General features: G+C 33.4%; 23 protein-coding genes. 17 read left to right on the forward strand and 6 right to left on the reverse strand.

Translation table 11 applies throughout. The features are described from left to right. Positions 1–59 precede the first annotated feature (59 nt). The 3 genes from BHU61_RS01940 (at position 60) to BHU61_RS01950 (ending at position 3,027) form a co-directional block, all read left to right on the forward strand. Positions 60–959 (forward strand): fumarylacetoacetate hydrolase family protein, encoded by a 900-nt coding sequence (locus BHU61_RS01940; RefSeq protein WP_111714370.1) that lies wholly within the window; start codon positions 60–62, stop codon positions 957–959. Positions 960–1,107: 148 nt separating this feature from the next. After that, the gene (locus tag BHU61_RS01945; RefSeq protein WP_242444209.1) at positions 1,108–1,494 is read left to right on the forward strand and encodes a YisL family protein; all 387 of its coding nucleotides are present in this window, start codon (positions 1,108–1,110) and stop codon (positions 1,492–1,494) included. Positions 1,495–1,614: 120 nt separating this feature from the next. Further along, on the forward strand, positions 1,615–3,027 hold the full coding sequence (locus BHU61_RS01950) for an alpha-amylase family protein (RefSeq protein ID WP_111714371.1): 1,413 nt from the start codon (positions 1,615–1,617) through the stop codon (positions 3,025–3,027). Positions 3,028–3,049: 22 nt separating this feature from the next. Here the strand turns inward: BHU61_RS01950 and BHU61_RS01955 are convergent, their stop codons facing one another. After that, positions 3,050–4,372, reverse strand: a complete 1,323-nt coding sequence (locus BHU61_RS01955; RefSeq protein ID WP_111714372.1) for a CoA-disulfide reductase — start codon at positions 4,370–4,372, stop codon at positions 3,050–3,052. Positions 4,373–4,380: 8 nt separating this feature from the next. After that, positions 4,381–5,190, reverse strand: coding sequence for a Cof-type HAD-IIB family hydrolase (locus BHU61_RS01960; RefSeq protein ID WP_111714373.1), 810 nt, complete (start codon positions 5,188–5,190; stop codon positions 4,381–4,383). A 96-nt stretch (positions 5,191–5,286) separates the two neighbouring features. Here BHU61_RS01960 and BHU61_RS01965 point away from each other — a divergent pair, with 96 nt between their 5' ends. Beyond that, positions 5,287–5,595: a metal-sulfur cluster assembly factor gene (locus tag BHU61_RS01965; protein ID WP_099578638.1), complete on the forward strand. Its 309-nt coding sequence runs from the start codon at positions 5,287–5,289 to the stop codon at positions 5,593–5,595. A 28-nt stretch (positions 5,596–5,623) separates the two neighbouring features. On the opposite strand, the gene BHU61_RS01970 is transcribed toward BHU61_RS01965, so the two are convergent. Next, complete coding sequence (locus BHU61_RS01970; RefSeq protein WP_111714374.1) at positions 5,624–6,319, reverse strand: Crp/Fnr family transcriptional regulator; 696 nt, start codon at positions 6,317–6,319, stop codon at positions 5,624–5,626. Between the two features lie 175 nt (positions 6,320–6,494). Between BHU61_RS01970 and clpB the strand changes: the two genes are divergently transcribed. After that, positions 6,495–9,077 (forward strand): ATP-dependent chaperone ClpB, encoded by a 2,583-nt coding sequence (gene clpB / locus BHU61_RS01975; protein WP_111714375.1) that lies wholly within the window; start codon positions 6,495–6,497, stop codon positions 9,075–9,077. A 26-nt stretch (positions 9,078–9,103) separates the two neighbouring features. Here clpB and BHU61_RS01980 read toward each other — a convergent pair whose 3' ends face one another. Then, positions 9,104–9,298, reverse strand: a complete 195-nt coding sequence (locus BHU61_RS01980) for a YjzD family protein (RefSeq protein ID WP_099578644.1) — start codon at positions 9,296–9,298, stop codon at positions 9,104–9,106. 88 nt (positions 9,299–9,386) lie between these two features. Here BHU61_RS01980 and BHU61_RS01985 point away from each other — a divergent pair, with 88 nt between their 5' ends. The 4 genes from BHU61_RS01985 to BHU61_RS02000 all read left to right on the forward strand — a co-directional run bounded on the left by BHU61_RS01985 (position 9,387) and on the right by BHU61_RS02000 (position 13,646). After that, positions 9,387–10,394: a BMP family ABC transporter substrate-binding protein gene (locus tag BHU61_RS01985; protein ID WP_111714376.1), complete on the forward strand. Its 1,008-nt coding sequence runs from the start codon at positions 9,387–9,389 to the stop codon at positions 10,392–10,394. A gap of 78 nt (positions 10,395–10,472) precedes the next feature. Beyond that, a complete protein-coding gene (locus tag BHU61_RS01990; RefSeq protein WP_111714377.1) occupies positions 10,473–11,426 on the forward strand; it encodes a beta-ketoacyl-ACP synthase III in 954 nt (317 codons plus the stop codon). Further along, the gene (gene fabF / locus BHU61_RS01995) at positions 11,426–12,661 is read left to right on the forward strand and encodes a beta-ketoacyl-ACP synthase II (protein ID WP_111714378.1); all 1,236 of its coding nucleotides are present in this window, start codon (positions 11,426–11,428) and stop codon (positions 12,659–12,661) included. Before BHU61_RS01990 ends, fabF begins: the two co-directional genes overlap by 1 nt. An 82-nt stretch (positions 12,662–12,743) precedes the next feature. Beyond that, positions 12,744–13,646, forward strand: a complete 903-nt coding sequence (locus BHU61_RS02000) for a nuclease-related domain-containing protein (protein WP_111714379.1) — start codon at positions 12,744–12,746, stop codon at positions 13,644–13,646. A 37-nt stretch (positions 13,647–13,683) separates the two neighbouring features. Here BHU61_RS02000 and BHU61_RS02005 read toward each other — a convergent pair whose 3' ends face one another. Next, positions 13,684–14,046: a DUF3899 domain-containing protein gene (locus BHU61_RS02005; RefSeq protein ID WP_170122428.1), complete on the reverse strand. Its 363-nt coding sequence runs from the start codon at positions 14,044–14,046 to the stop codon at positions 13,684–13,686. 318 nt (positions 14,047–14,364) lie between these two features. Here BHU61_RS02005 and BHU61_RS02010 point away from each other — a divergent pair, with 318 nt between their 5' ends. The 6 genes from BHU61_RS02010 (at position 14,365) to BHU61_RS02035 (ending at position 22,452) form a co-directional block, all read left to right on the forward strand. After that, the gene (locus tag BHU61_RS02010; protein WP_111714381.1) at positions 14,365–16,002 is read left to right on the forward strand and encodes a peptide ABC transporter substrate-binding protein; all 1,638 of its coding nucleotides are present in this window, start codon (positions 14,365–14,367) and stop codon (positions 16,000–16,002) included. A 155-nt stretch (positions 16,003–16,157) separates the two neighbouring features. Continuing rightward, positions 16,158–17,084 (forward strand): oligopeptide ABC transporter permease, encoded by a 927-nt coding sequence (opp3b, locus tag BHU61_RS02015; RefSeq protein ID WP_111714382.1) that lies wholly within the window; start codon positions 16,158–16,160, stop codon positions 17,082–17,084. Beyond that, positions 17,084–18,142: an oligopeptide ABC transporter permease gene (opp3C, locus tag BHU61_RS02020; RefSeq protein ID WP_111714383.1), complete on the forward strand. Its 1,059-nt coding sequence runs from the start codon at positions 17,084–17,086 to the stop codon at positions 18,140–18,142. The genes opp3b and opp3C overlap by 1 nt, the downstream gene beginning before the upstream one ends. Positions 18,143–18,156: 14 nt before the next feature. After that, positions 18,157–19,230, forward strand: coding sequence for an ABC transporter ATP-binding protein (locus tag BHU61_RS02025; protein ID WP_111714384.1), 1,074 nt, complete (start codon positions 18,157–18,159; stop codon positions 19,228–19,230). Between the two features lie 260 nt (positions 19,231–19,490). Further along, the gene (locus BHU61_RS02030; protein WP_111715505.1) at positions 19,491–20,450 is read left to right on the forward strand and encodes an ABC transporter ATP-binding protein; all 960 of its coding nucleotides are present in this window, start codon (positions 19,491–19,493) and stop codon (positions 20,448–20,450) included. 340 nt (positions 20,451–20,790) lie between these two features. Further along, on the forward strand, positions 20,791–22,452 hold the full coding sequence (locus BHU61_RS02035; RefSeq protein WP_111714385.1) for a peptide ABC transporter substrate-binding protein: 1,662 nt from the start codon (positions 20,791–20,793) through the stop codon (positions 22,450–22,452). 54 nt (positions 22,453–22,506) lie between these two features. On the opposite strand, the gene trpS is transcribed toward BHU61_RS02035, so the two are convergent. Further along, on the reverse strand, positions 22,507–23,499 hold the full coding sequence (gene trpS, locus BHU61_RS02040) for a tryptophan--tRNA ligase (protein ID WP_111714386.1): 993 nt from the start codon (positions 23,497–23,499) through the stop codon (positions 22,507–22,509). A gap of 476 nt (positions 23,500–23,975) precedes the next feature. On the opposite strand from trpS, the gene spxA reads away from it, so the two are divergent. Together spxA and mecA are read left to right on the forward strand one after the other, a co-directional pair. Then, positions 23,976–24,371: a transcriptional regulator SpxA gene (gene spxA, locus BHU61_RS02045; protein WP_096076985.1), complete on the forward strand. Its 396-nt coding sequence runs from the start codon at positions 23,976–23,978 to the stop codon at positions 24,369–24,371. 143 nt (positions 24,372–24,514) lie between these two features. Continuing rightward, on the forward strand, positions 24,515–25,183 hold the full coding sequence (gene mecA / locus BHU61_RS02050) for an adaptor protein MecA (protein ID WP_111714387.1): 669 nt from the start codon (positions 24,515–24,517) through the stop codon (positions 25,181–25,183). Positions 25,184–25,214 lie beyond the last annotated feature (31 nt).

Here is a 25,214-nt window from a genome sequence, read left to right on the forward strand (position 1 = left end):
TGAAAGTTATGACAATATTCTGTATAATGAGGGCAACACAAAAGAGGAGTGGAAGCAGAATGAAGTTTTTAACATTTAAGATTGGCGATAAAGAAACATATGGTGTCAAAGTTAAACGTGAGGATGCAGCCTGGGATTTAGTAAAAGTATTTGCTGATTTCAAGGAAGGGGATTATCCTAAAACACTACTTGAAGCTTTACAGCAAAATAATACAGTAGATTTTCAGGAGTTAGTGCGTGCAACAATTGAAAAAGTTGAAGCTTCTGAAAATAAAGCTGATTATAAATATGAATTTACAGCGATTCAGTTCTTACCACCTGTTACACCTACAAATAATGTTATTGCTATTGGTCGTAACTATGAAGAACATGCATCTGAGTTAAATAATGAAGTAGATCAGTTATATGTATTTACTAAAGCACCATCAAGTTTAATCGGTGATGGTAACGCAATTCCTTCACATAGTGACGTAACGAACGCACTGGATTACGAAGGTGAATTGGGTGTTGTTATCGGTAAATATGGACATAAAATTCCAAAAGCGATGGCATTGGATTATGTTTATGGTTATACAATTATCAATGATATTACAGCACGTGACTTACAGAAAGCACATTCACAGGCATTTCTTTCAAAAAGTTTAATGGGTGGTTGTCCGATGGGACCATACATCGTTACAAAAGATGAATTACTTATGCCTGAGAATGCAAATATCGTGACGAAAGTTAACAATGAAATTCGTCAGGATGGTAATACGAAAGATATGGTATTAAAGATTGATGATTTAATTGCCGAAATTTCAAAATATGTTGCGCTTCACCCAGGAGACATTATTGCAACGGGTACACCAAGTGGTGTTGGAGCAGGTATGAATCCTCCTGTTTACTTAAAACGTGGCGATGAAATTAAAGTAACGATTGATGGTATCGGTACTTTAATGAACACAGTTGGAGAATAAAAATTTTAATAGAGAGACAGTCTTTAAAACGGACTGTCTTTTTTATGGAAAAATTTAATTATAGTGAAGAAACTAAACGCATTAGTAACGAAAATATTAATTATATGTTAAACTATATGAGTATGTATTATAGATAGGGGGAACAATGATGATCACTGGTATGTTACATTTACACATCATGAGTTGGGTTGTTTTATTAATCGTCTTTTTTGCAGCATATGAAAACTTCTCAGATCGTTTAGGACCAAGCAAATATTTTAAACCACTGATGATGTTATTACGTATCTTTGCTTTACTTGCTCTAGTAAGTGGATGTTACATCTTCTTTAAAGCAATGAATGCAGATGCAATGATGTATGGATTTAAATTTTTATTAGGATTAGCAACAATTGCATTGATGGAAGTAACTTTAGCACGTAAGAAGAGAAAGAAACCTTCAAGAAACTTCTTCTATATTGTGATTTTAGTTGCAATCATTACGATTGGACTAGGTGTTCATTTACCACTTGGACCAATCACAGGTATGTTTAAATAATCCATTAAGAACCTCAGAATTGAGGTTCTTTTTTTCATTCATGAACTTTTTATGAATTTCTCCCCACGTTCTATTTATTTTAGTATAATCAAATATAACGACTAAAGTGAGGTAATTATAATGAAAAAATTAATAACGCTACTAGCAAGCATTCTTTTATTGTTAACGTTTCACCAGAATGCAGATGCCGCTACAAAACAGGATTTACGTATTTATAGTTTAATAATCGATCGTTTTATGAATGCCAATGATGCGAATAACAAACATATTCATAACGAAAAAGATAATACACTACCATATGGTGGAGATTTAAATGGTGTTATCAATAAGATGGATTATATTAAGAAGATGGGATTTAATACAATTCATCTTTCTCCGGTATTCGAAAAAGATCAAAATGATTATTTAGGTTATAAAGTTAAGAATTATAATACGATTGATGATGTTTACGGTGGCGAGAAACAATTTAAAAAAATGATTAAACTCGCTCATGATAAAAAGATGAAAGTTATTGTAGATATTCCATCTACTGTAACAGAAGGTTATACTGAGACAAATGACACGAAGATGAATGACTTTCAAAAAGCTTATTTTAAGGACATGAAAATCATCGACTTAAAAAATAGTAATAACCAAAAAAAATTCAAAACATCAGTGACACAATTTGTTGATAAATATCATATCGACGGTGTTTCGATGTACGTTATGCAGGATGGTATTGATGCAAAAGCAATATTCCCTGAAAATGTTGAAACAATCGCAATATTAAATGAAGATATTACTGTTAGTGGCTTCAAACATATTCAAAAATTAGCTACTACGAAGGCAATCGCTAACGCTTTTAAGACAACAGATCAGGAAATCCCTGAAAAGTACGAAAAGAATGAATTACTAGCAAGTGATAACTTCTTTATGCCGAGGTTTACAAATTACGCAGCGAATGAAAATATGTTTCCTGGTACACGTATTAAACAGCTGATGAGTTATTTAATGGTTCAAAAAATGCCTATCAGTATGACATATGGTACTGAAATAGCGATGAATGGAGATAAGGCACCTGATATTCATCAGTTACTTGATTTCCGCGTTGATAAAGAAGTTATTGAATATTTAGAAGTTACAAGTGGTGTTTATAAAAAGTATGATGAAATGTTTGATGGTAAATCCGAAGTTATCTATAATAAAGAAGGTAATCAATTAATTTATTTTGATACTAACAAGGTCGACTTTATCTATAACATTAATAATACGAGCAAGGCAACGAATATTAAGCTGGATAGCAAACGCGTGCCTAAAGATAAAATGTTAAGTGGATTATTAATAGGAGACCGTATTCATTATAAAGATAATAAGTTTTCACTGATTACAAATCGTGAAGAAGCGGAACTATACGCAGTTGTGAAGAATCAAGGATTTAACAATGGTTACCTAATTGCTGCTGGTGCGATTATCATATTATTCACTTTATTTATTATCGGCGCAACTCGAAATAGAAAAAGATATATAGCGAATCAGCAAAATAATCAAAAATAAAAAAACCGCAAAATGCGGTTTTTTATTTTTGTTCTGCTTTATAGCCGAGCATATTGATAATATCTTTTGGACTACTATAGACAGGACTGTATGCAATCTCTATATCCTTAAAATCATCTATTGTCAGATTACCAATCATAGCAGTTGCGATAATATCGATACGTTTATCCACACCATATTTACCGAATGCTGAAGCACGTAATATTTTACGCGTCTTCTTATCGAAATAAACATTGATTGAAATTTGTTCTGCGTCAGGCATATAACCTGCATGATGTTTTTGTGTTTGTTGAACGATTTCATAATCAAAGTTATCCAGCATATTCGGCGTTATACCGACACTTGAGAATGTATAATCGAATAATCGAATGATGTTCGTTCCAAGCAGACCGTTGAACTTTGTGGACTGAGGGTTAACGATATTATGTGCGATAATACTTGCCGCACGATGCGCACCCCAGGCAAGTGCAATTTGAGCTGGATAATCAACATGACGATATTTTGTCTGGATTGCATCACCTAAAGCGTAGATATATGGGATATTTGTCTCGAAATACGCATTGACCTTAATATGTCCGCTTTCAGTCAGTTCAATCTTACTAGATTCTAAAAACTGTGTGTTTGGTTTAATACCAAGTGCTGTAATGATCATATCATAATCAAATTTGCGACCGGATTTTAACTGTACAGTTTTACCATCCAATGTCTTCACTTCATCGTCTAATAAAACACGTACTCCATGTGCTTCGAGTATATCAGGGATGTGCTTCGTCATATCCGGATCGACGGATTTAAGTAGATGCGAACTGCGATGAAGCATTGTTATATTTAATCCACGATTTTTTAAATTTTCGATTAGTTCTAAACTTATGTATCCTCCACCGATAATTAGGATATCTTTAGCACCTTCAGTTTCAATAAAATTATTGATTTTATCAGTGTCTTCTAAATTACGCAGTGTAAACACATGATTACCTTGTAAAACAGGTAATTTAACTTGAGTTGCACCAGGTGATAAGATTAAATAATCAAATGTATCAGTAAAAGTACGATTATTTTTAATATCTTTTACAACAATCTCCTTATTTTCAGCTGATACTGAAACAACTTCATGATATGTTTTCACTGTAATTGATTTATTCGTCTTAAAAGAAGATTCAGTTGCAGCAATCAGTTTATTTCGAGGTGTTACCTCCCCACCTAAATAATAGGGTAACCCACAGTTTGCAAAGCTCATATCACGATCTTTTTCATATACAGTAATTTCTGCGTCACTCAATCTTCTAAGTTGAGAAGCCACAGTCGCACCACCTGCTACAGCGCCTATAACAATAACCTTCATAATTAAAGCCTCTATTCTATATTAAAATAACGCGCTAAATATTTTCCGATACCGTCTTCATTGTTTGAATCGGTAATATCATCTGCAATTTCTTTTAAATCATCAATTGCATTGCCCATTGCAACACCAGTATTCACAAACTGAATCATTTCATGATCATTATCTTCGTCACCGAAAGCGATCGTATTTTCTCTTTTAATGTTAAGATAATCTAATGCAATTTGAACACCGACAGCTTTATTGATACCTTTTTTGACGATTTCAATAACCGGGAAAGGAGCACCCCATCGTCTATGTTCTAAGTGCTCAGCATAAACATCATCCAGATGTTGATAAATATTTGGTATTTCTTTCTCTTCTGCCTGAATGAGAATTGATGTTGGTGGTTCTTTAATGCTATCTAAAAGATTGCCGACTTCAATTAGCGGGTTACCCATACTAAATCCTTCAAATAAATATTCGTCATGATAATGAAGATAAACATGATCTTTTACCTCTGCAACGATATTTTGAATATTTAAATGGGGAATCTTTTCGAATATTTCACGTGCCACTTTATAGTCTAGAGGCTGATGGAAAGTTTCAAATTTCATGTCGGTAGGATGGTGAACGAAAGCACCGTTAAAATTAACGATCGGTGTTGTCAGTCCAAGCTCTGTATAATAGATCTGACTTGCACGATATGGTCGTCCTGTTGAAATCATAAACTGATGACCTAACGCTTGTACTTTCTTAATGATTTCTTTTGTATAAGGCGTTATCTGTTGATTGTTATTGAGTAGTGTACCATCTAAATCGAGGCAAATGAGATGTTGTTCCAAAGTAAAAACTCCTTTAATCAGTATGAAAATTTATTAATTTGAAATAAGTTTGATATTTGTTATATTTAGATTATAACAAAGAATGAGGTGATATAAATGGAAGAAGCAATGAAAGATAGTATTATGGGTGCATTAGAGAATGTTATCGACCCAGAATTAGGTATAGATATCGTAAATTTAGGACTAGTTTATCACGTAGATATGGATGATGATGGATTAGTCAATGTAGATATGACATTAACATCAATGGGATGTCCGATGGGCCCACAAATTATCGATCAGGTTAAAACTGCACTAGGAGAATTACCAGAAGTAAAAGATGTTGAAGTAAATATCGTCTGGAATCCAGTGTGGTCAAAAGACATGATGAGCCGTTACGCTAAGATAGCATTAGGTGTAAGCTAAAAACAGAGACATTTTCATGTCTCTGTTTTTATTCCATTTTGCAAATATTAATCGGACAATTTTCACAATTAATCTGATCTTTAAGATAGTCAATATTTTTTATCGTAATCCTTTTACCTTGTGTCGCTATGATATTTTTAGACTTCAATTCGCTGATAATTCGGTTGACTCCTTCACGTGTTGTACCGCCAAAGTTAGCTAACTCATTATTCGTCATATCAATATTAAGCTGGATGCCGTCTTCAGTTGAAGTACCATAGGTATTTGATAATCTTATTAGTGTAGAGTACACTGCACCTTTTTTACCTAACGTGTATAAATCTCTTAATTTATATTCCTGCTTTGCATTCTCATTTTGAATCCACAATAACCATTCATAGTTTAACACTTCGTCATTTAATATAGCATTTTCAAACTGTTCGATATCCATCTTATAAACAGAAACTTTTGTCTTTGTTTTAGCGAATAATGAATGTTTTTTTAATCCGCAAAATAAAGTTGTAGAACCAAAGATATTTCTTGGACCTAGTAATTTCATTGAAAATTCTTTTCCATCTTCTAATACACGATGAATAACTACATTACCGCTTTTAATGACATATATTGCATTCGCAGGATCCTCTGCCTGATAAATATATTGATTTTGTTCATATGTCTCAAGCTTACCTTCTTCAGTTATGTAATTGATTATACTTATTGCTTCATGGTATTCAGTATGTACCATTTTTATCACCCGTATCTTTATTAGATTGAATATATTATATCATACAAGAAATAATGATTTCTTGTAAAAATAATACTTTGTGTTAGATACAAGGTGGATAATTTGTTTTTTCTGTGAATTGGTTTTATAATACTATTATAGTCAAAGATAGTCAAACTATTGATGAGGTGATTTGATGAATATAGATAAGATGACATATAACGTACAGGCTGCCTTAGAATTTGCTCAAAATGACGCAGTAGAAGAAAAACTTCAAACGATAGAAGTAGAAAATCTAATGAAACATTTTGTAATACAAAGTGACAGCATGTTAAATACTATATTTGAACGCAGTAATTTAGATATAAAAGCATATGAGAGCATTTTAAATGAGGCATTAACTAAAATGCCCCGAGTAGAGGGTAATGTCCAGTATGGACAATATTTAAGCAATGGCATTAATCAGCTACTGAATGCAGGAGAAAAAAAGATGAATGAAATGGATGATCATTATATTTCTGTAGAACATATTATATTAGCTGCAATTGAAACACATGCACCTACAAGATCATTTGTTGGTAATAAAGCTGAAGTAGTATTTGAAATCTTAAATCAGATTAGAGGAGGAAACCACGTGACGACACAAAATCCGGAAGTTCAATATGAGGTATTAAAGAAATATGGACGTGATTTAGTAGAAGAAGTAAGGAACGGAAAAATGGATCCGGTTATCGGACGTGATGAAGAAGTGCGTAATACGATTCGTATATTAAGCCGTAAAACAAAAAATAATCCGATTTTAATTGGTGAACCAGGTGTAGGTAAAACAGCAATTGTTGAAGGATTAGCGCAACGTATTGTAAAAAAAGATGTACCTGATGCATTACTGGATAAAACGATATTTGAACTTGATTTATCAGCACTTGTTGCAGGCGCAAAATTCCGTGGTGAGTTTGAAGAACGTTTAAAAGCAGTGCTAAAAGAAGTTAAAGAATCAGATGGTAAAATTTTATTATTCATCGACGAAATCCATATGTTAGTCGGCGCAGGTAAAACAGATGGTGCCATGGATGCAGGTAATATGTTAAAGCCAATGCTCGCGCGTGGTGAGTTACATTGTATCGGTGCAACAACTTTAAATGAATACCGACAATATATTGAAAAGGACTCAGCTTTAGAACGTCGCTTCCAGAAAGTAAATGTAGCTGAACCTGATTTAGAAGATACGATCTCAATTTTACGTGGTTTAAAGGAACGTTATGAAGTGCATCATGGTGTAAGAATTCAGGATACAGCACTTGTTGCAGCAGCAGAATTATCAGACCGTTATATTACAGATAGATTTCTACCGGACAAAGCGATCGACCTTGTAGACCAGGCATGTGCTACGATTCGTACGGAAATGGGTTCTAATCCTACAGAGCTAGATGCTGTGAATCGTCGTGTATTACAACTCGAGATTGAAGAAAAAGCATTAAAAAATGAAACAGATAGTAAGAGTCAAAGCCGTTTATCTGAACTTCAACGTGAACTTGCAGATGAGAAAGAGAAACAGCAGACTTTACAGGCACGTGTTGAAAAAGAAAAATCTCAAATTAGTATCGTTCAGGAAAAACGAGCTGAACTTGATAAATATCGTACAGCGCTGGAAGAAGCTCAAAGTAACTATGATTTAGGTAAAGCCTCTGAATTACAATATGGTAAAATACCGCAAGTTGAGAAAGAATTAGCTGATCTGGAAGACAGTTTGATTGAAGAAACGAAAGGCACTGACCGTTTAATTCGAGAAGTTGTAACTGAAGAAGAAATTGGTTATATTGTTTCACAATGGACGGGCATTCCAGTAAGTAAATTAGTTGAAACTGAGAAAGAGAAATTATTAAAATTATCTGAGATTCTACATGAACGTGTCGTTGGTCAGGATGAAGCGGTTGATTTAGTAGCAGATGCAGTCGTACGTGCACGAGCTGGAATTAAAGATCCTAATCGTCCTATCGGAAGTTTCTTATTCTTAGGGCCAACAGGGGTCGGTAAAACTGAACTTGCTAAAACGTTAGCCAGCACTTTATTCGATTCTGAAAAACATATGGTACGCATTGATATGAGTGAATATATGGAGAAACATGCAGTTTCTCGATTAATAGGTGCGCCTCCTGGTTACATTGGCCATGAAGAAGGTGGACAATTAACTGAAGCGGTTCGAAGAAATCCATATACAGTGCTCTTATTAGATGAAATTGAAAAAGCACATAGCGATGTATTTAATGTATTATTACAATTATTAGATGAAGGCCGTTTAACAGATTCTAAAGGAAGAATCGTAGATTTTAAAAATACTATTATCATTATGACAAGTAACATCGGATCACAATATTTATTAGATGGCATTGAAAATGAAGAAATTACAGAGACAGCAAGAACGAATGTAATGGATGCATTACATTTACACTTTAAACCAGAAATATTAAACCGTATGGATGATATTGTACTATTTAAACCATTGAGTAGAAATGATATGACATTTATTGTTGATAAAATAGTGCGTGAATTAAATACGCGTTTAGATAGTCGTGGTGTAAAAGTTGAATTAACGGATGAAATCAAGCGATGGATTGCCGACACAGCTTATGAGCCACAGTTTGGTGCAAGACCATTGAAGCGATTTGTTCAAAAAGAAATCGAAACGCCATTAGCTAGATTACTGATTAAAGAAGATTATTCAGAAGGAACAGTGATTAAAGTAGATCGCGTAAATGATGAAGTTAAATTTATGGTATAAAAAAACGAGACAGCTGTCTCGTTTTTTTAATGCTCTTCGTGTGCTGGAATTGGCTCATTTGGAACAAGGTGTGCAATAATAATTGCTAATATACCAAAGATAACACTAATAATTGTTGCGAATGGTAAGTTTAAGTCATTTCCGCCACCTAAACTCATTAATACGAAGTTACCCATTTGAACTAAAATAAAAGCCCAAACAAATGTCATAATATATTGCATATGTTTATCCCCCATGAAAGATGTTATATTAATTATTATAAAAGAGTGTACGCAAATTGTATACCCCTGACATTGAAAGGAATAAAAAATGAAAAAATTTCTCGTTTTTCTAGTAGTGCTTATTACAGTACTTGGTACGATAGTTTATATTAAAATCCCAAAATATCATGAAATAAATAGTGTCGGTTTTATCTTTCCTGAATCAATCAATGATCAGACTTGGGGGACTAAAGGTTATAAAGCAGTACTGGATATTGTTCAGGAATATGATTCAAACTTTTACATACAGGAAAATATAGATAATGATGAAAAAACTAAACTAGTACTGAATGAATTTCTTGATAGAGATGTCTCTATTATTTATGGACAAGGATCAATGTATGAAAAAATCTTTAATGAATATGCAAAAAAATATCCTGATGTTCACTTTGTTTTTACAAACGGGATAAGTAAACACAAAAATGTTTCTGCACTTAATATAGAAGCGTATAGCATGGGCTTTTTTGCTGGTTACTTAGCTAGTCACGAATCAAAGACACATCAAATCGGCGTGATAGGTGCATTCGATTATCAGCCTGAAGTTAAGGGATTTATGGATGGTGCATATTATGAAAATAACAAAACTGTCATTCAGGCTTCTTTTGTGAAGACTTGGGAATATAATAATGATGTAAGTGTCATCACAAAAAAAATGATTGAAAATGATGTGGATGTATTTTATCCGGCAGCAGATGGAATTAACAGTGAAGTCATGGGAATTGTTAAAGATTATGATCGTAAAGCAATTGGATATATCACGGACCAAAGCTATCTCGGAGACTTTGTTCTGGCAAGTACTGTGCAGGATATTTCAACGTTGTATCAGGATATTGCAAGAGAATACTCAGAAGGTAGGCTTGTGGGTGGAACAAAATATTATGGTATGAAAGATAATATTAGTGAGCTGCAGGGTTATTCTCCGTTAGTATCATCAAGCACGATTGAAAAAATAGAAAAAATGATTGAGGAATATAAGAAAACAGATAAACTGCCAAATGGCAAAAAAGCACCTAAAAATAATGCGAATGTTTATCTCGAAATCGATGCTGAAAAATAAAGGACTTCTATTTGAAGTTCTTTATTTTTTGTGGTAAATTAGTACCAGATACTAAAAGTAGATATAAGAGGTGCGAATATGAATGTCGGTATTAAAGGTATAGGGGTATATATTCCGGAAAAAATAGTAACGAATGAACATTTTGAAAGTTATCTGGACACTTCTGATGAATGGATTTCACAAATGACAGGTATTAAAGAAAGAAGATTTGCAAGAGCTGATCAGGATGTGAGTGATTTAGCATACATTGCATGTGAAAATGCAATTAAAAATGCTAAAATAAAGAAAGAAGAAATAGATATGGTTATTGTAGCAACTGCAACAGGCGATCATAAATTCCCGTCTGTAGCAACGATGCTTCAGGATAAACTTGGATTAAGAAATGTTCCCGCAATGGATCAACTCGCAGCATGTACAGGCTTTATCTATAGTTTAATTACAGCAGAACAATTCATTAAAACAGGGTTATGTAAAAATATTTTAGTAGTAGGCGCAGAAAAGTTAACTAAAATTGCAGATTTAAATGATCGTAATACAGCAATTTTATTTGGAGATGGGGCTGCAGCTGTCATTGTGAGTGAAGTTGCTGAAGGATATGGCTTCCTATCTCATGAATGGGGAAGCGATGGTTCTGGCGGTAAATATTTATTTGATAATAAAGAAACTGGATTACTTGAAATGAATGGTCGTGAAGTATTTAAATTTGCGGTACGTATTATGGGTGATGTTTCATTGAAGTCAGTTGAGAAAGCGGGTCTAAAGCCAGAAGAAATTGATATGTTTATTCCACATCAGGCCAATATACGTATTATGGAATCAGCACGTGAACGTTTAGGGATACCTCCAGAGAAAATGAGTGTTACTGTCGATAGATATGGTAATACATCAGCAGCCAGCATACCGCTTTCATTATTCCATGAATTAGAACAAGGGAAGATTAAAAACGGTTCTAAATTAGTTTTTGTTGGGTTTGGTGGAGGTCTGACATACGGTGCTATGACATTAATTTGGGGAGATAAGGAGAGAAAATAATGAAAAATAGAGTTGTAATTACTGGAATCGGTGCACTTAGCCCTATCGGTAATGATGCACATACTACATTTGAAAATGCTGTGAATGGCGTTAACGGCATAGCGCCTATTACACGTATTGAGCATGAAGATATGGCAGTGAAAGTAGCGGGTGAATTGAAGGATTTCAATATTGAAGATCATATGCCATTGAAAGAAGCACGTCGAATGGATCGATTTACGCAATATGCAGTGGTAGCAGCACGTGAAGCATTAAATGATTCGAAACTAGAAATTACTGATGATAATAGTGATCGTGTGGGCGTTTGGATTGGCTCGGGAATTGGTGGCATTGAATCTTTCGAAAATGCACATCAAACATTAGTTGATAAAGGACCTAGACGTGTTAGTCCATTCTTTGTTCCGATGTTAATTCCTGATATGGCTGCAGGACAAGTTTCTATTGATTTAGGTGCAAAGGGACCAAATGGATGTACTGTTACAGCATGTGCAACAGGAACGAACTCTATAGGTGATGCTGCCAGAATGATACAATATGGAGATGCTGATGTTATGATAGCAGGGGGTACAGAAGCGCCAATTACACGTCTAAGTATCGCTGGTTTTACATCTAATCGTGCACTTAGTACAAATGCAGATCCTGAAATAGCATGTCGTCCATATCAGGAAGGACGCGATGGGTTTGTTATGGGTGAAGGTGCAGGTGTCGTCGTACTAGAAAATTTAGACCACGCATTAGCGCGAGGCGCTCATATCTATGCAGAAATTGTAGGATACGGTAATAATGGTGATGCACATCATATTACAGCACCAGCACCGAATGGTGAAGGTGGCGTGCGTACGATGAGGATGGCACTTAAAGATGCCGGCATTGAAGCGGATAAGATTGATTACTTAAATGCCCATGGTACGAGTACACCAATTGGTGATGAATATGAAGCGTTAGCGATTAAGACAACATTCGGAGAACATGCAGAAAATCTATTAGTATCTTCTACAAAATCAATGACGGGTCATCTATTAGGTGCAACAGGTGCAATCGAAACAATTATTACAGCACTTTCTATTGAAACAGGGAAAATTGCACCAACAATCCATCAGGAAGATGAACATGCTTTCGGATTGAATTTTGTACCAAATAAAAGCGTTGACCGCGACATTGAATATGCGATGACAAATAGTTTGGGATTTGGTGGTCATAATGCAGTTCTTATCTTAAAAAAATATAGTGAATAGGAAAAAAGTGAGAAATTAATTTTTCTCACTTTTTTCTTGTGTTAACAAATGTTAATTTTTATAATGTGGATGAGGTGAATATATGTTTATTAAAGTACATCATCTAGACCAATATATTCAATATTTACTTGCAGTAGAAGATAGAATTACATTACAAGAAAATGATCGCATCAATCTTTTCAGATATAAAAGTGGATTATCTGGAGAAAGAATGTTTTATAACCTTCTAAAAAATATACTTGAAGGTATAAAAATTTGGGACATTACTTTGGATAATAATGGTTCATCACAATATGACTTTCTAATAGTGGTTGATAAAGTGATCTATCATTTTGACGTTAAGAACTATAGTGGTGTATATACATACAAAAATGATAATTTCATTAGTGAAAATGGACGAAACTATAAAAATATTATGGTACAGCTCGATGCAGCACATGACAGACTCATTAGAATTGTGGAGTTAAACAATTGGGGATATAAAGTGGAAAGTAAAATTATATTTATTAATAAACAATTCTCTATTCGAAATTATGATGGTAATCCATTGATACTCTTTCATAATCAAATCGATAGTTTTATTCAGTATTTATTAAAAAGAAAAACATATAAAAAAGATCTTTACGTAGCAGAAAAACTTGTTGAATTAAATAATCCGAAAGTATTTGAAAGGATTTATTATTATCCATTCGAAAAGATGAAATCAGGTCCACGTTGTCCAAAATGTCTACAACTTAATAAGGTAGAAGCATTGAACAAATTTAAAACTGTATCATGTGCATGTGGACATACATATGAGAAATCAGAGATGCTACACAACATAATTGATGATCTCTTTCATATTAATCAAGGTATTATTAAGACAAAAGACGTGGTTTATTGGAGCGGCGTACCAGAGAGAAGTGTGCGAAGATTTTTAAAACAGAATTATCATTCTCAAGGGAGCAATAAAAACAGAAGTTATGTAAAGAATAATGGCCGATAAATTAAAAATATCGGCCATCATCATTATCATCAATATGCTACACACTGCAATACATAGCAATTAAACTTATAATCACTAATCCAAGCGATACAAATAAAATCGGATTAGTCCATAAATACTTTTCCTGTCTGATGCGCAATTCTTTATTGAAGTCTGGATCTTCATCCATCGTTTCCTTAATTCGTTTCGGTGCCATCATGTAATTAAACTTTCTAAAGGAATGTCCCATAATACTATATGCCCCATCACTATACATCATCATAAATAATCCGATACACAAACCGATCATTGAAACAGTAAAGATACCGTTTAAAAAATTTAATAATTTTAGACCACTAAACAATGCGTATATAACAGCTAAACCTGTTTCTATCGCAAAAATAATCATGTAATTTTTCACATATATTCCTCCTGTATTAACTTTATTTATTATATCTTTTATTTCTTTAAATGCATATAAAATGTTATAAAAATGAATAATCATTTTAAAATATATTACAATTATTGATAACAACAACATTAATGAAATTTTTATATACACAATAAAGTATAAATATACATATAATTCAACGCTTTAGTGCACTATACATGTATAAAAAGTATTAAAAATATTAAGAAAAATGTATAAAAAGTTATTGCTATTTATTTACTATAACATTTATAATAAAGTTAATCTTCTGAAAATTAACAGAGGCATTTTTAGAAATGGGGGAAAGAAATGAAAAGACAGGTAAAATCTTTATTAGTTTTATTTCTAGCAATTACTATGGTACTTGCTGCATGTTCAGGTAAAAAAGGTGGTTCTGGTGATACTGCTGGTGGCGACGATAAAACATTACGTTTAGTTGCTTCAAGTGATATCCCAACAATGGACTCATCTTTAGCAACTGATGCCGTATCATTCAATGTATATAACCAAACGATTGAAGGTCTATATACATTAGATAAAGATGACAAAGCGGTTCCTGCAATTGCTAAAGGTGAACCAAAAATTTCAGCTGACGGTAAAAAATGGACAGTAGAATTACGCGATGATGCAAAATGGACAAATGGTGATCCTGTTACAGCTAAAGACTTCGTATTTGCTTGGCAACGTGCATTAGATCCAAAAACAGCTGCAGAATATGCTTACATCATGTACGACTTAAAAAATGCAGAAGCTGTTAATACAGGTAAAATGAAACCTTCTGAATTAGGTGTTAAAGCAGTTAATGATACAACTTTAGAATTTGAATTAGAAAAATCTAAGCCTTATTTCAAAGAATTATTAGCATTCGGTACTTTCTTACCTCAAAACGAAAAATTCGTTAAAGAAAAAGGCGAAAAATACGGTACAACAGAAAAAGATACATTATATAATGGTCCTTTCGTATTAAGCGAATGGAAAACTGAAGACAAATTTACTTTAACGAAAAATGATAAATACTATGATAAAGATAAAGTAAAATTAGATAAAATTACTTACAAAGTTTTAAAAGATGCTAACTCAGGTGTTAACTTATTTACAACAGGTAAAATTGATCGTGTCGGTTTACCTGCAGAATTTATCGATAAATACAAAAATGATAAAAACTATTCTACAGAATTAGATGCTTCAACATTCTTCATTAGAATGAACCAAACAAAAAATAAAGATTTACAAAACAAAGATTTACGTATAGCTTTAGCGAAATCTATCGATAAAGAAAAATACGTTAAAAACAACTTAAATAATGGTTCTGTAGCAATTGACACATTAATGCCAAAAGACTTTGTTAAAGACAAAGCAGGTAAAGACTATGTTGATGGTGTTAAATCTCCATTAAACTACGATGCAAAAGCAGCAAAAGCTTCTTATGAAAAAGCGAAAAAAGCTTTAGGTAAAGATAAGTTCACTTTTGAATTCTTAACATTCGACCAAGAGTCTTCTAAGAAAGATGCTGAATACTTTAAAGAACAAATTGAATCAACTTTACCAGGTGTAACATTAAAAATTAAACAACAGCCATTCAAACAAAAATTAGATTTAGAATCTAAAGGTAACTATGAATTATCATTAGGTGGTTGGGGTCCTGACTATCCAGATCCAATGACTTTCTTAGATATGTTTGTAACTGACGGTCCACATAACCAAACTGGCTGGTCTTCAAAAACGTATGACAAAGCAATTGAAGAAGCGAATGGTCCATTATTAACAGATGTTGAAAAACGTTGGACAACATTACAAAATGCTGAAACTGAATTCTTAAATGATGCAGTAATTATTCCAATCTATCAACGTGGTGGCGCATTCTTAACGCAACCATACGTGAAAAACATTGTTTCTCATAAATTTGCTGGAGATTATTCATTCAAAGAAACTGAAATTAAGAAATAGTATCTTGAAACCAATTTAGAAGGAAGGATATGCAACTTATATCCTTCTTTTTAAATAAATAAAAAAAGTTGTATGAATTATGAGAAAATTTAGTTATTATAGTATTAGAGCAAAAAATGATTTTGCGCTATATGATTATAAGGAGGAAGAAGTGCATGTTAAAATATACGATTAAACGAATTTCTTATATGCTTTTAACATTGTTCATTGTTACAACGGCTACGTTCTTCTTAATGAAATTAATGCCTGGTTCACCGTTTAACGATGAAAAGTTATCAGCTGAACAGAAAGCAATCGTGAATGAAAAATATGGATTAAACGATCCATTAGGAGTGCAATATCTTAATTATTTAAAGAAAGCAGCAACAGGTGATTTCGGAGTATCATTCCAATATGATAATAAAGACGTATTAGGATTAATTATTCCTCGTCTTGGACCATCTGCTGAAATTGGTCTTTACGCAATGATCATCGGTGTAACGCTTGGGATTATATTAGGCGTTATTGCTGCAGTGAAACAAAATACATGGGTGGATTACTTAGCAACTGTATTCTCTGTACTTGCTATCTCAGTACCATCATTCGTTTTAGCCGTTTTATTACAATATTTCTTAGCAGTTAAAGTACAATGGTTCCCGGTTGCAGGTTGGGAAGGATTTGATTATGCAGTATTACCAGCCATTGCACTATCAGCGGGTGTTATTGCAACTATCGCAAGGTATATCCGTTCAGAAATGATTGAGGTTTTAAGTTCAGACTATATTACTTTAGCACGTGCTAAAGGTAATTCAACTTCTAAAGTATTATTTGGACATGCATTACGTAATGCATTAATTCCTATCATTACATTAATTGGTCCAATGACAGTTGGTATCTTAACAGGAGCACTTACGATCGAAACGATCTTCGGTATTCCTGGTCTTGGAGATCAATTCGTGCGTTCTATTCAAATGAATGACTATCCAGTTATTATGGCACTTACAGTATTTATCTGTGCATTATTCGTAGCAGTATTATTTATCGTTGATATTTTATACGGCATCATTGACCCACGTATCCGTGTACAAGGAGGTAAAGATTAATGGCAAAATTTAATGAAGTAGAAGAAAATGTTAGTCATGCAAATTTAAATCAAAATTTAGCGACACCTCCTGGTTCATTTGTATTAGCAAATCGTGACGAAATCAATGAAGAAAAAATTGAGCGTGAATCGAAAACATTCTGGCAGGATGCATGGTTACAATTAAAAGCTAACAAAGCAGCTATCCTTGGATTAATTGGTTTAATCTTATTGACGTTAATGGCATTTATCGGACCAATGATCAGTGGTCATACGTATCGTGCACAAAACGTTGACCATTCAAACTTACCGCCAAAAATTATGGCACTTAAAGATGTAGGATTCTTACCTTTCGATGGTAAAGATAAAGATGGTTTCGATGTTTATGAATCTAAGAATGTTAAAGAAGCTTATTGGTTTGGTACAGACTCGCTTGGACGTGACATCTTTACACGTACTTGGAAAGGTACACAAGTTTCTATCTTTATTGGTATCGTAGCAGCATTCTTAGACGTTGTTATCGGGATTACTTATGGATCTATTTCAGGTTTCTTTGGTGGCTGGGTAGATACATTGATGCAGCGTATCATCGAGATTATTGCATCGATTCCTAACTTAATCATCATGATTTTATTCGTAATTCTCTTCGGTGGTAGTCTATGGACAATCATCTTAGCCATGTCACTAACGGGCTGGATTGGAATGAGCCGAATCGTGCGTGGACAATTCTTAAAATTAAAAGGGCAAGAATATATTTTAGCGTCAAGAACATTAGGTGCTTCTAACGGAAGTCTAATTTTCAAACATATTTTACCGAACACATTAGGACCAATTATCGTAACGGCAATGTTCTCTATCCCTGGAGCGATTTTCTTCGAAGCATTCTTAAGCTTCATCGGTTTAGGTTTAGAGCCACCGATGACATCACTTGGGGCATTAGTAAACGATGGTCGTAAAATGTTATTGATTCACCCATATCAAATGTTTGTTCCATCTGCAGTATTATCATTATTAATCTTATGTTTCTATTTATTTGGTGACGGTGTACGTGATGCATTCGATCCGAAAATGCGTAAATAAAGGAGGAAATTAGAATGGCAGAAAGAATTTTAGAAGTTAAGAATTTAAAAGTTTCCTTCGATATTAACGCGGGGGAAGTTCAGGCAGTACGTGGAGTTGATTTCCACTTAGATAAAGCAGAAACATTAGCAATCGTTGGAGAGTCTGGTTCAGGTAAATCAGTAACGACGAAAGCGATTATGAGATTGTTACCATCACCACCTTCACGTATTAAAGAAGGAGAAATCTTGTTTGATGGTAAAGATATTGCAAAGCTATCAGAAAAAGAAATGCAGCAAGTGCGTGGTAAAGATATTTCGATGATCTTCCAGGATCCAATGACTTCATTAAATCCGACAATGAAAATTGGTAAGCAAGTTATGGAACCGCTGATTAAACATCAAAAGTTATCTAAAGCAGAAGCGAAAGAACGTGCATTAGATATTTTACGTTTAGTAGGACTTCCAAATCCAGAAGGTCGTTTCAATAACTATCCTCACCAATTCTCTGGTGGACAACGTCAACGTATCGTTATTGCAACGGCACTAGCATGTGACCCGAAAATTCTAATTGCTGATGAACCTACAACAGCACTTGACGTAACAATTCAGGCACAAATTTTAGAATTGATGAAAGATTTACAGAAGAAAATTGATACTTCAATTATCTTCATTACACATGACTTAGGGGTAGTTGCAAACGTAGCAGATCGCGTTGCAGTAATGTATGGTGGACAAATTGTTGAAACAGGAACAGTAGATGAAATATTTTACAATCCTAAACATCCATACACTTGGGGATTATTATCATCTATGCCAAGTTTAGATACTCATCAGGATACAGAATTAATTGCTATTCCTGGTACACCACCAGATTTAATTAAACCACCAGTCGGTGATGCCTTTGCACGACGTTCAGATTACGCATTACAAATTGACTTTGAACAGGAGCCACCTTGGTACCAGGTTTCAGATACACACTTTGTGAAATCTTGGTTGATGGATCCGCAAGCACCTAAAGTTGAACCGCCAGAAATGGTTAAACAAAAGCTGCGCCCTATGCCTGGTGACTATGCAGAACCAAAACGTGTTGAGGGGGTTAGCTTCTAATGAGAGACGATAGAGTTCATAACAATACAGAAGGTCGCGTTAAAGTAATTGACGATACAGGAAATACAACACAAGATGTTAAAGTTGAAAAAACTGTTACACATACGACAGAACCTGTAGTAGATCATACAGTAGAACATACAATTGAGGATGGTCCAATTCAGGTAAGTGAAGATGCAATTAAAGAAGATGCGTCACAATATAGTGCATCTGAATTGAATAAAACTAAACTTACTGAAGCAGAAAAAAAAGCAGCGAGGATTAAACCATATGCTGAAGGCAAAACAAAATTAATTGAAGTAAGAAATTTAAAGCAATATTTTAACGTTGGCAAGAAAAATGAAGTAAAAGCTATCGATGATATCACATTTGATATTTATCGCGGTGAAACTTTAGGTCTTGTAGGTGAGTCAGGTTGTGGTAAATCAACAACAGGACGTACACTGATTAAGTTATATGATGCAACAGGCGGAGAAGTTATCTTTGATGGGACTGATATTCAGTCGATTAAAAATAAGAAAGATTTATTGAAGTTTAATCGTCGTATGCAGATGATCTTCCAGGATCCATATGCATCACTTAACCCGAGACTTAAAGTTATGGATATTATTGCTGAAGGTATTGATATTCATAAACTTGCAAAGAATAAACAAGATCGTGCAAATCGTGTTTACGAGTTACTTGAGACAGTAGGTTTATCAAAAGAACATGCTAACCGTTATCCACATGAATTCTCAGGAGGACAACGTCAGCGTATCGGTATCGCACGTGCATTAGCAGTAGAACCAGAGTTTATTATTGCCGATGAGCCAATCTCAGCACTTGACGTATCTATTCAGGCGCAGGTTGTAAACTTAATGCAGAAATTACAGAATGAACGTGGCATTACATTCTTGTTTATCGCCCATGATTTATCAATGGTTAAATACATTTCAGACCGTATCGGTGTAATGTATTTCGGTAAATTAGTTGAAGTAGGACCAGCGGATGCGATCTATAACAATCCACTTCATGAATATACGAAGTCATTATTATCTGCAATTCCATTACCAGATCCGGAATCAGAGCGTACGCGCGTACGTAAAACTTATAACCCGGATGTTCATGCGTATACTGCAGACGATGTATTAGAGTTACGTGAAGTTGCTCCAGATCATTACGTATATTGCTCACCGAAAGAATACGAAGCATTAAAGAAATCTTATAATCATAATTATTAAACAATAAAGGACAATGAGAAGCATTAATCTCATTGTCCTTTATTTTTATGCATAAATCTTTATATATTTATAAAAAGTAATAAAAAGGAAAAAACATACTTTATAAATGTTAACAAAACATAAGAAATATAACTTACCGTCATAAAGGCATTCAGAAAGAAATTTAAAGTTATACTTAATAAAAGAATGTGAATAAATATAAAATAATAAAATATTCAAAAAAATTAAAAAATGTATAAAAAAAGTATTGCTATACCGTGAAATATAAAATATAATTAATACAAATCTTCTGAATATTCTAAACAGCAGATTGAATAATTTATATGTAGGGGGAAGTTGAATGAAAAAGAATTTTCAATGGTTTTTAGTTTTATTATTAGCTTTAACTGGCTTTGTATCAGCTTGTTCTGGCTCTGGCGGAGATAAAAAATCTGCTGGTGGAGACGGCAAAGACAGCCAAGTATTAAACTTTGCACAATCATCAGATATTCCATCTATGGATTCGTCAATGGCAACTGACCAAGTATCATTTGATGTATTCAACCAAGTAATGGAAGGACTTTACACTTTAGATAAAGATGATAAAGCCGTTCCTGGTGTTGCAGAAGGAGATCCTGAAAAGTCTAAAGACGGTAAAACATGGACAGTCAAATTACGTAAAGATGCCAAATGGTCTAATGGTGACCCAGTAACAGCGAAAGACTTTGAATATGCATGGAAACGTACAATCGATCCTAAAACAGGTGCTGAATATGCATATATTATGGCAGATTTAAAAAATGCTAACAAAATCATGGAAGGTAAAGCAAAACCTGATGAGTTAGGAGTTAAAGCAATTGACGATAACACATTAGAGATTCAATTAGAAACAAATGTTCCTTACTTCCAAGAGTTATTAGCATTCGGTACTTTCTTACCACAAAACGAAAAGTTCGTTAAAGAAAAAGGTGAAAAATACGGTACAACAAAAGATAACACATTATACAACGGTCCTTTCGTATTAAATGAATGGAATACTGAGAAAAATTTCCAGTTAACTCCAAACAAAGAGTATTGGGATAAAGATAAAGTGAAGTTAAAAGAAGTTAACTTCCAAATTGTTAAAGAAACACAAACAGCTTTAAACTTATATACAACTGGGAAAATTGATTCTGTAGTTTTAAGTGCTGAAAATGTAGATAAATACAAAAATGATGCAAAGTATAAAGATCATTTTATTAATGAATTAGATGCATCTACTTATTTCGTACGTATTAACCAATCTAAAAACAAAGATTTACAAAACAAAAACTTACGTTTAGCTTTAGCGAAAGCAATCGATAAAGATAAATACGTAAAAACTTTATTAAACAACGGTTCTGTAGCTGTAGATACTTTAATGCCTAAAGAATTCGTTAAAGGTCCAGACGGTAAAGATTATATTGATGGAGTTAAATCTCCGTTAAACTATGATAAAGATGAAGCGAAAAAGTACTATGAAAAAGCGAAAAAAGAATTAGGTAAAGACAAGTTTACATTTGAATTCTTAACATATGATGCTGATACATCTAAAAAAGATGCTGAGTATATTAAAGAACAATTAGAAACTAACTTACCAGGTGTCACTTTAAAGATTAAACAACAACCATTTAAACAAAAATTAGCTTTAGAATCTAAAAAGAACTATGAATTATCATTTGCTGGTTGGGGTCCTGACTATCCAGACCCAATGACATTTATCGATATGTTCGTAACTGACGGTCCACATAACCAAATGGATTGGTCAAACAAAGAATTTGATAAATTAGTTAAAGATGCAAAAGGTCCATTATTAGCAGATCCAGAAAAACGCTGGACAGCTTTACAAGAAGCTGAAAATTTATTCTTAGAAGATGCCGCAATCATCCCTATGTATCAACGAGGTACCGCACGTCTTCGTCAACCTTACGTGAAAAATTATGTAACACATAAGTTTGCTGGAGATACTACATTAAAAGAAGTTACAATCGAAGGTAAAAAGTAGTTACAATATTAAGAGCACATCACTGAATTTCAGTGATGTGCTTTTTTTAATTATCTATTTTCTTTTTCTGCCTAAACCCATTGCGTTTTCCATCTTTTTAAGCATTTTATTTGCTTTAAATGCTGCTTTTTCAGCACCACGGTCAAGTATTTCATCAAGCTCTGGTGAATTCATATAGTATTCATATTTTTCCTGGAATGGTGTGATAAATGCGACTACAACGTCTGCTAAGTCTGATTTAAAGTCGCCATAACCTTTTCCTTCATACTTACTTTCAAGTTCTTCAATCGTTTTACCGGAGAAGATTGAATAAATACCTAGTAAGTTAGAAATACCAGGTTTATTTTCTTTATCATATTTTACGATGCCTTCAGAATCAGTAACAGCACTTTTGATTTTTTTCGCTACTGTATTCGGTGGATCAAGGAGAGAAATAAATCCTTTCGTATTGCTATCAGATTTACTCATTTTTTTCGTTGGATCCTGTAAACTCATCACGCGTCCACCGACTTTAGGCATTCTAATTTCCGGAATCGTAAATATATCATTATATTTATTGTTAAATCGTTCAGCGAGATCACGCGTTAATTCAAGATGTTGTTTCTGATCATCACCGACAGGAACGATGTGTGTGCCATATAATAATATATCCGCAGCCATAAGTGGTGGATAAGTTAATAATCCTGCAGGAATACCTTCTTTACGATCCTTTGCCTTATCTTTAAATTGCGTCATACGTTCTAGTTCACCAATTGTTGAAATCGTTGTCAGCATCCAGCCTGCCTGTGCATGAGCTGGTACTTCTGATTGAATGAAGAGCGTTACTTTTTCCGGATCTAATCCACTGGCAAGATAAAGTGCTGCCAGTGAACGGATATTTTTCCTTAATGCTGCTTTGTCCTGTGGTACAGTAATCGCATGCTGATCAACAATACAAAAGTAGCAGTCATAGTCATTTTGAATTTCAACAAATTGTTGCAATGCTCCGATGTAGTTTCCGATTGTAGGAACACCGCTCGGTTGAATTCCTGAAAATAATGTTTGCATATATAAAACTCCTTTAATAATAGTAAGTATATTGTACTATATAAACGGATATAATAAATAAACAGATATCATAAATATTATGATTAATTTATTATGTGACAAAAATGAAAATTAATGAAAACGTATTGTAATAAGGATTTATAAGGTGTATAGTGTAAGAGTAAATAATAAAATTTTGTGAGACTATCTTGAGTGATTTATGATTGAATGTTCAGATAATTATTTTCATTTTATTAGAGAATTCTCATTAAATTTTAATGTTCAGATAATATAATAACAATATCAGGTTAGAACAAACTTCTATAGCATTTATCTTAACATTAGATTGCTTAATATAATTTTATAATTATTTTTAAGTTTTATTATTTGACAATGTTTAAGTTAACACGTATAGGGTAAATATAACTAAGCGTTTAAGATAAATTATGCAAATAATAATCTAACCGATAAATAACATAATTAGGAGAGTGAGATGTATGGTAACATTATTTACTTCACCAAGTTGCACATCTTGCCGTAAAGCGAAAGCATGGTTACAAGAACATGACATTCCGTATACGGAGCGTAATATATTTTCAGAAAACTTATCAATTGATGAAATAAAAGCAATCTTAAGAATGACAGAAGATGGTACAGATGAAATCATCTCTACACGTTCAAAAACATTCCAAAAATTAAATGTTGATATTGACGCATTACCATTACAGGAGTTATATGAAATTATTCAAAAAAATCCTGGGTTATTACGTCGTCCAATCATCTTAGATGAAAAGCGTTTACAAGTTGGATACAATGAAGACGAAATTAGACGATTCTTACCACGTAAAGTGCGTACGTTCCAATTATTAGAAGCACAACGTATGGTAGATTAATTTTAATTAACAAGCTGTCATAATTTGTTCACATGAACGAATTTGACAGCTTTTTTATGTATCATTTTAAGGTTTATTCATTGTGAGGATATACCCTTTAATGTACAATAGACTTACAATTCTATTGATAGGGGGAATAGACCATGAGAATTGAACGCGTCAATGACACTACATTAAAATTTTATTTAACATATGCAGATATAGAGGCTCGAGGATTTAAACGCGATGATTTATGGACGAACCGTAAAGCTGGTGAAGAATTCTTTTGGTCTATGATGGAAGAAATCAACGAAGAAGAAGAATTTTTTGTTGAAGGACCATTATGGATACAAGTCCATGCATTTGATAAAGGTATTGAATTTGTTGTAACAAAAAGTAAACAAGATGATGTTTTACATTTACCGGATGATGAATCACCTGAAAATCTTGAATATCAGGTAAACGATTTCTTAAACAAATCAGTTCAGGATGAAAAAGAATTACGTGATTTATTAATGAAAGCATCTGAAATAAATGATTTTGATAATGAATTTATTGCACACTTTGCTGATCTTGAGCATGTTATCCAGTTCAGTTATGATGATCATCTTGATATTGACATTGAAGACCTGCTTTATATGCATGAAGGAAGATATTATTATTATGTACAGTTTGACGAACGTTTATCAGATGATGAAGTACATACATATGTTGCGCATGTATTAGAGTATGCTGATGAATCACGTATTTCTAAAGAACAACTTGAAGAGTATGGAAAAGTTGTGATGAGTCATAATGTGAAACATCAAGTACAAAAATATTTTAAATTGTAGTGATTTACAATATTTACACAATTGTAAAAAA

It is taken from the genome of Macrococcus epidermidis (assembly GCF_003259695.1).
Classification (GTDB): Bacteria; Bacillota; Bacilli; order Staphylococcales; family Staphylococcaceae; genus Macrococcoides; species Macrococcoides epidermidis.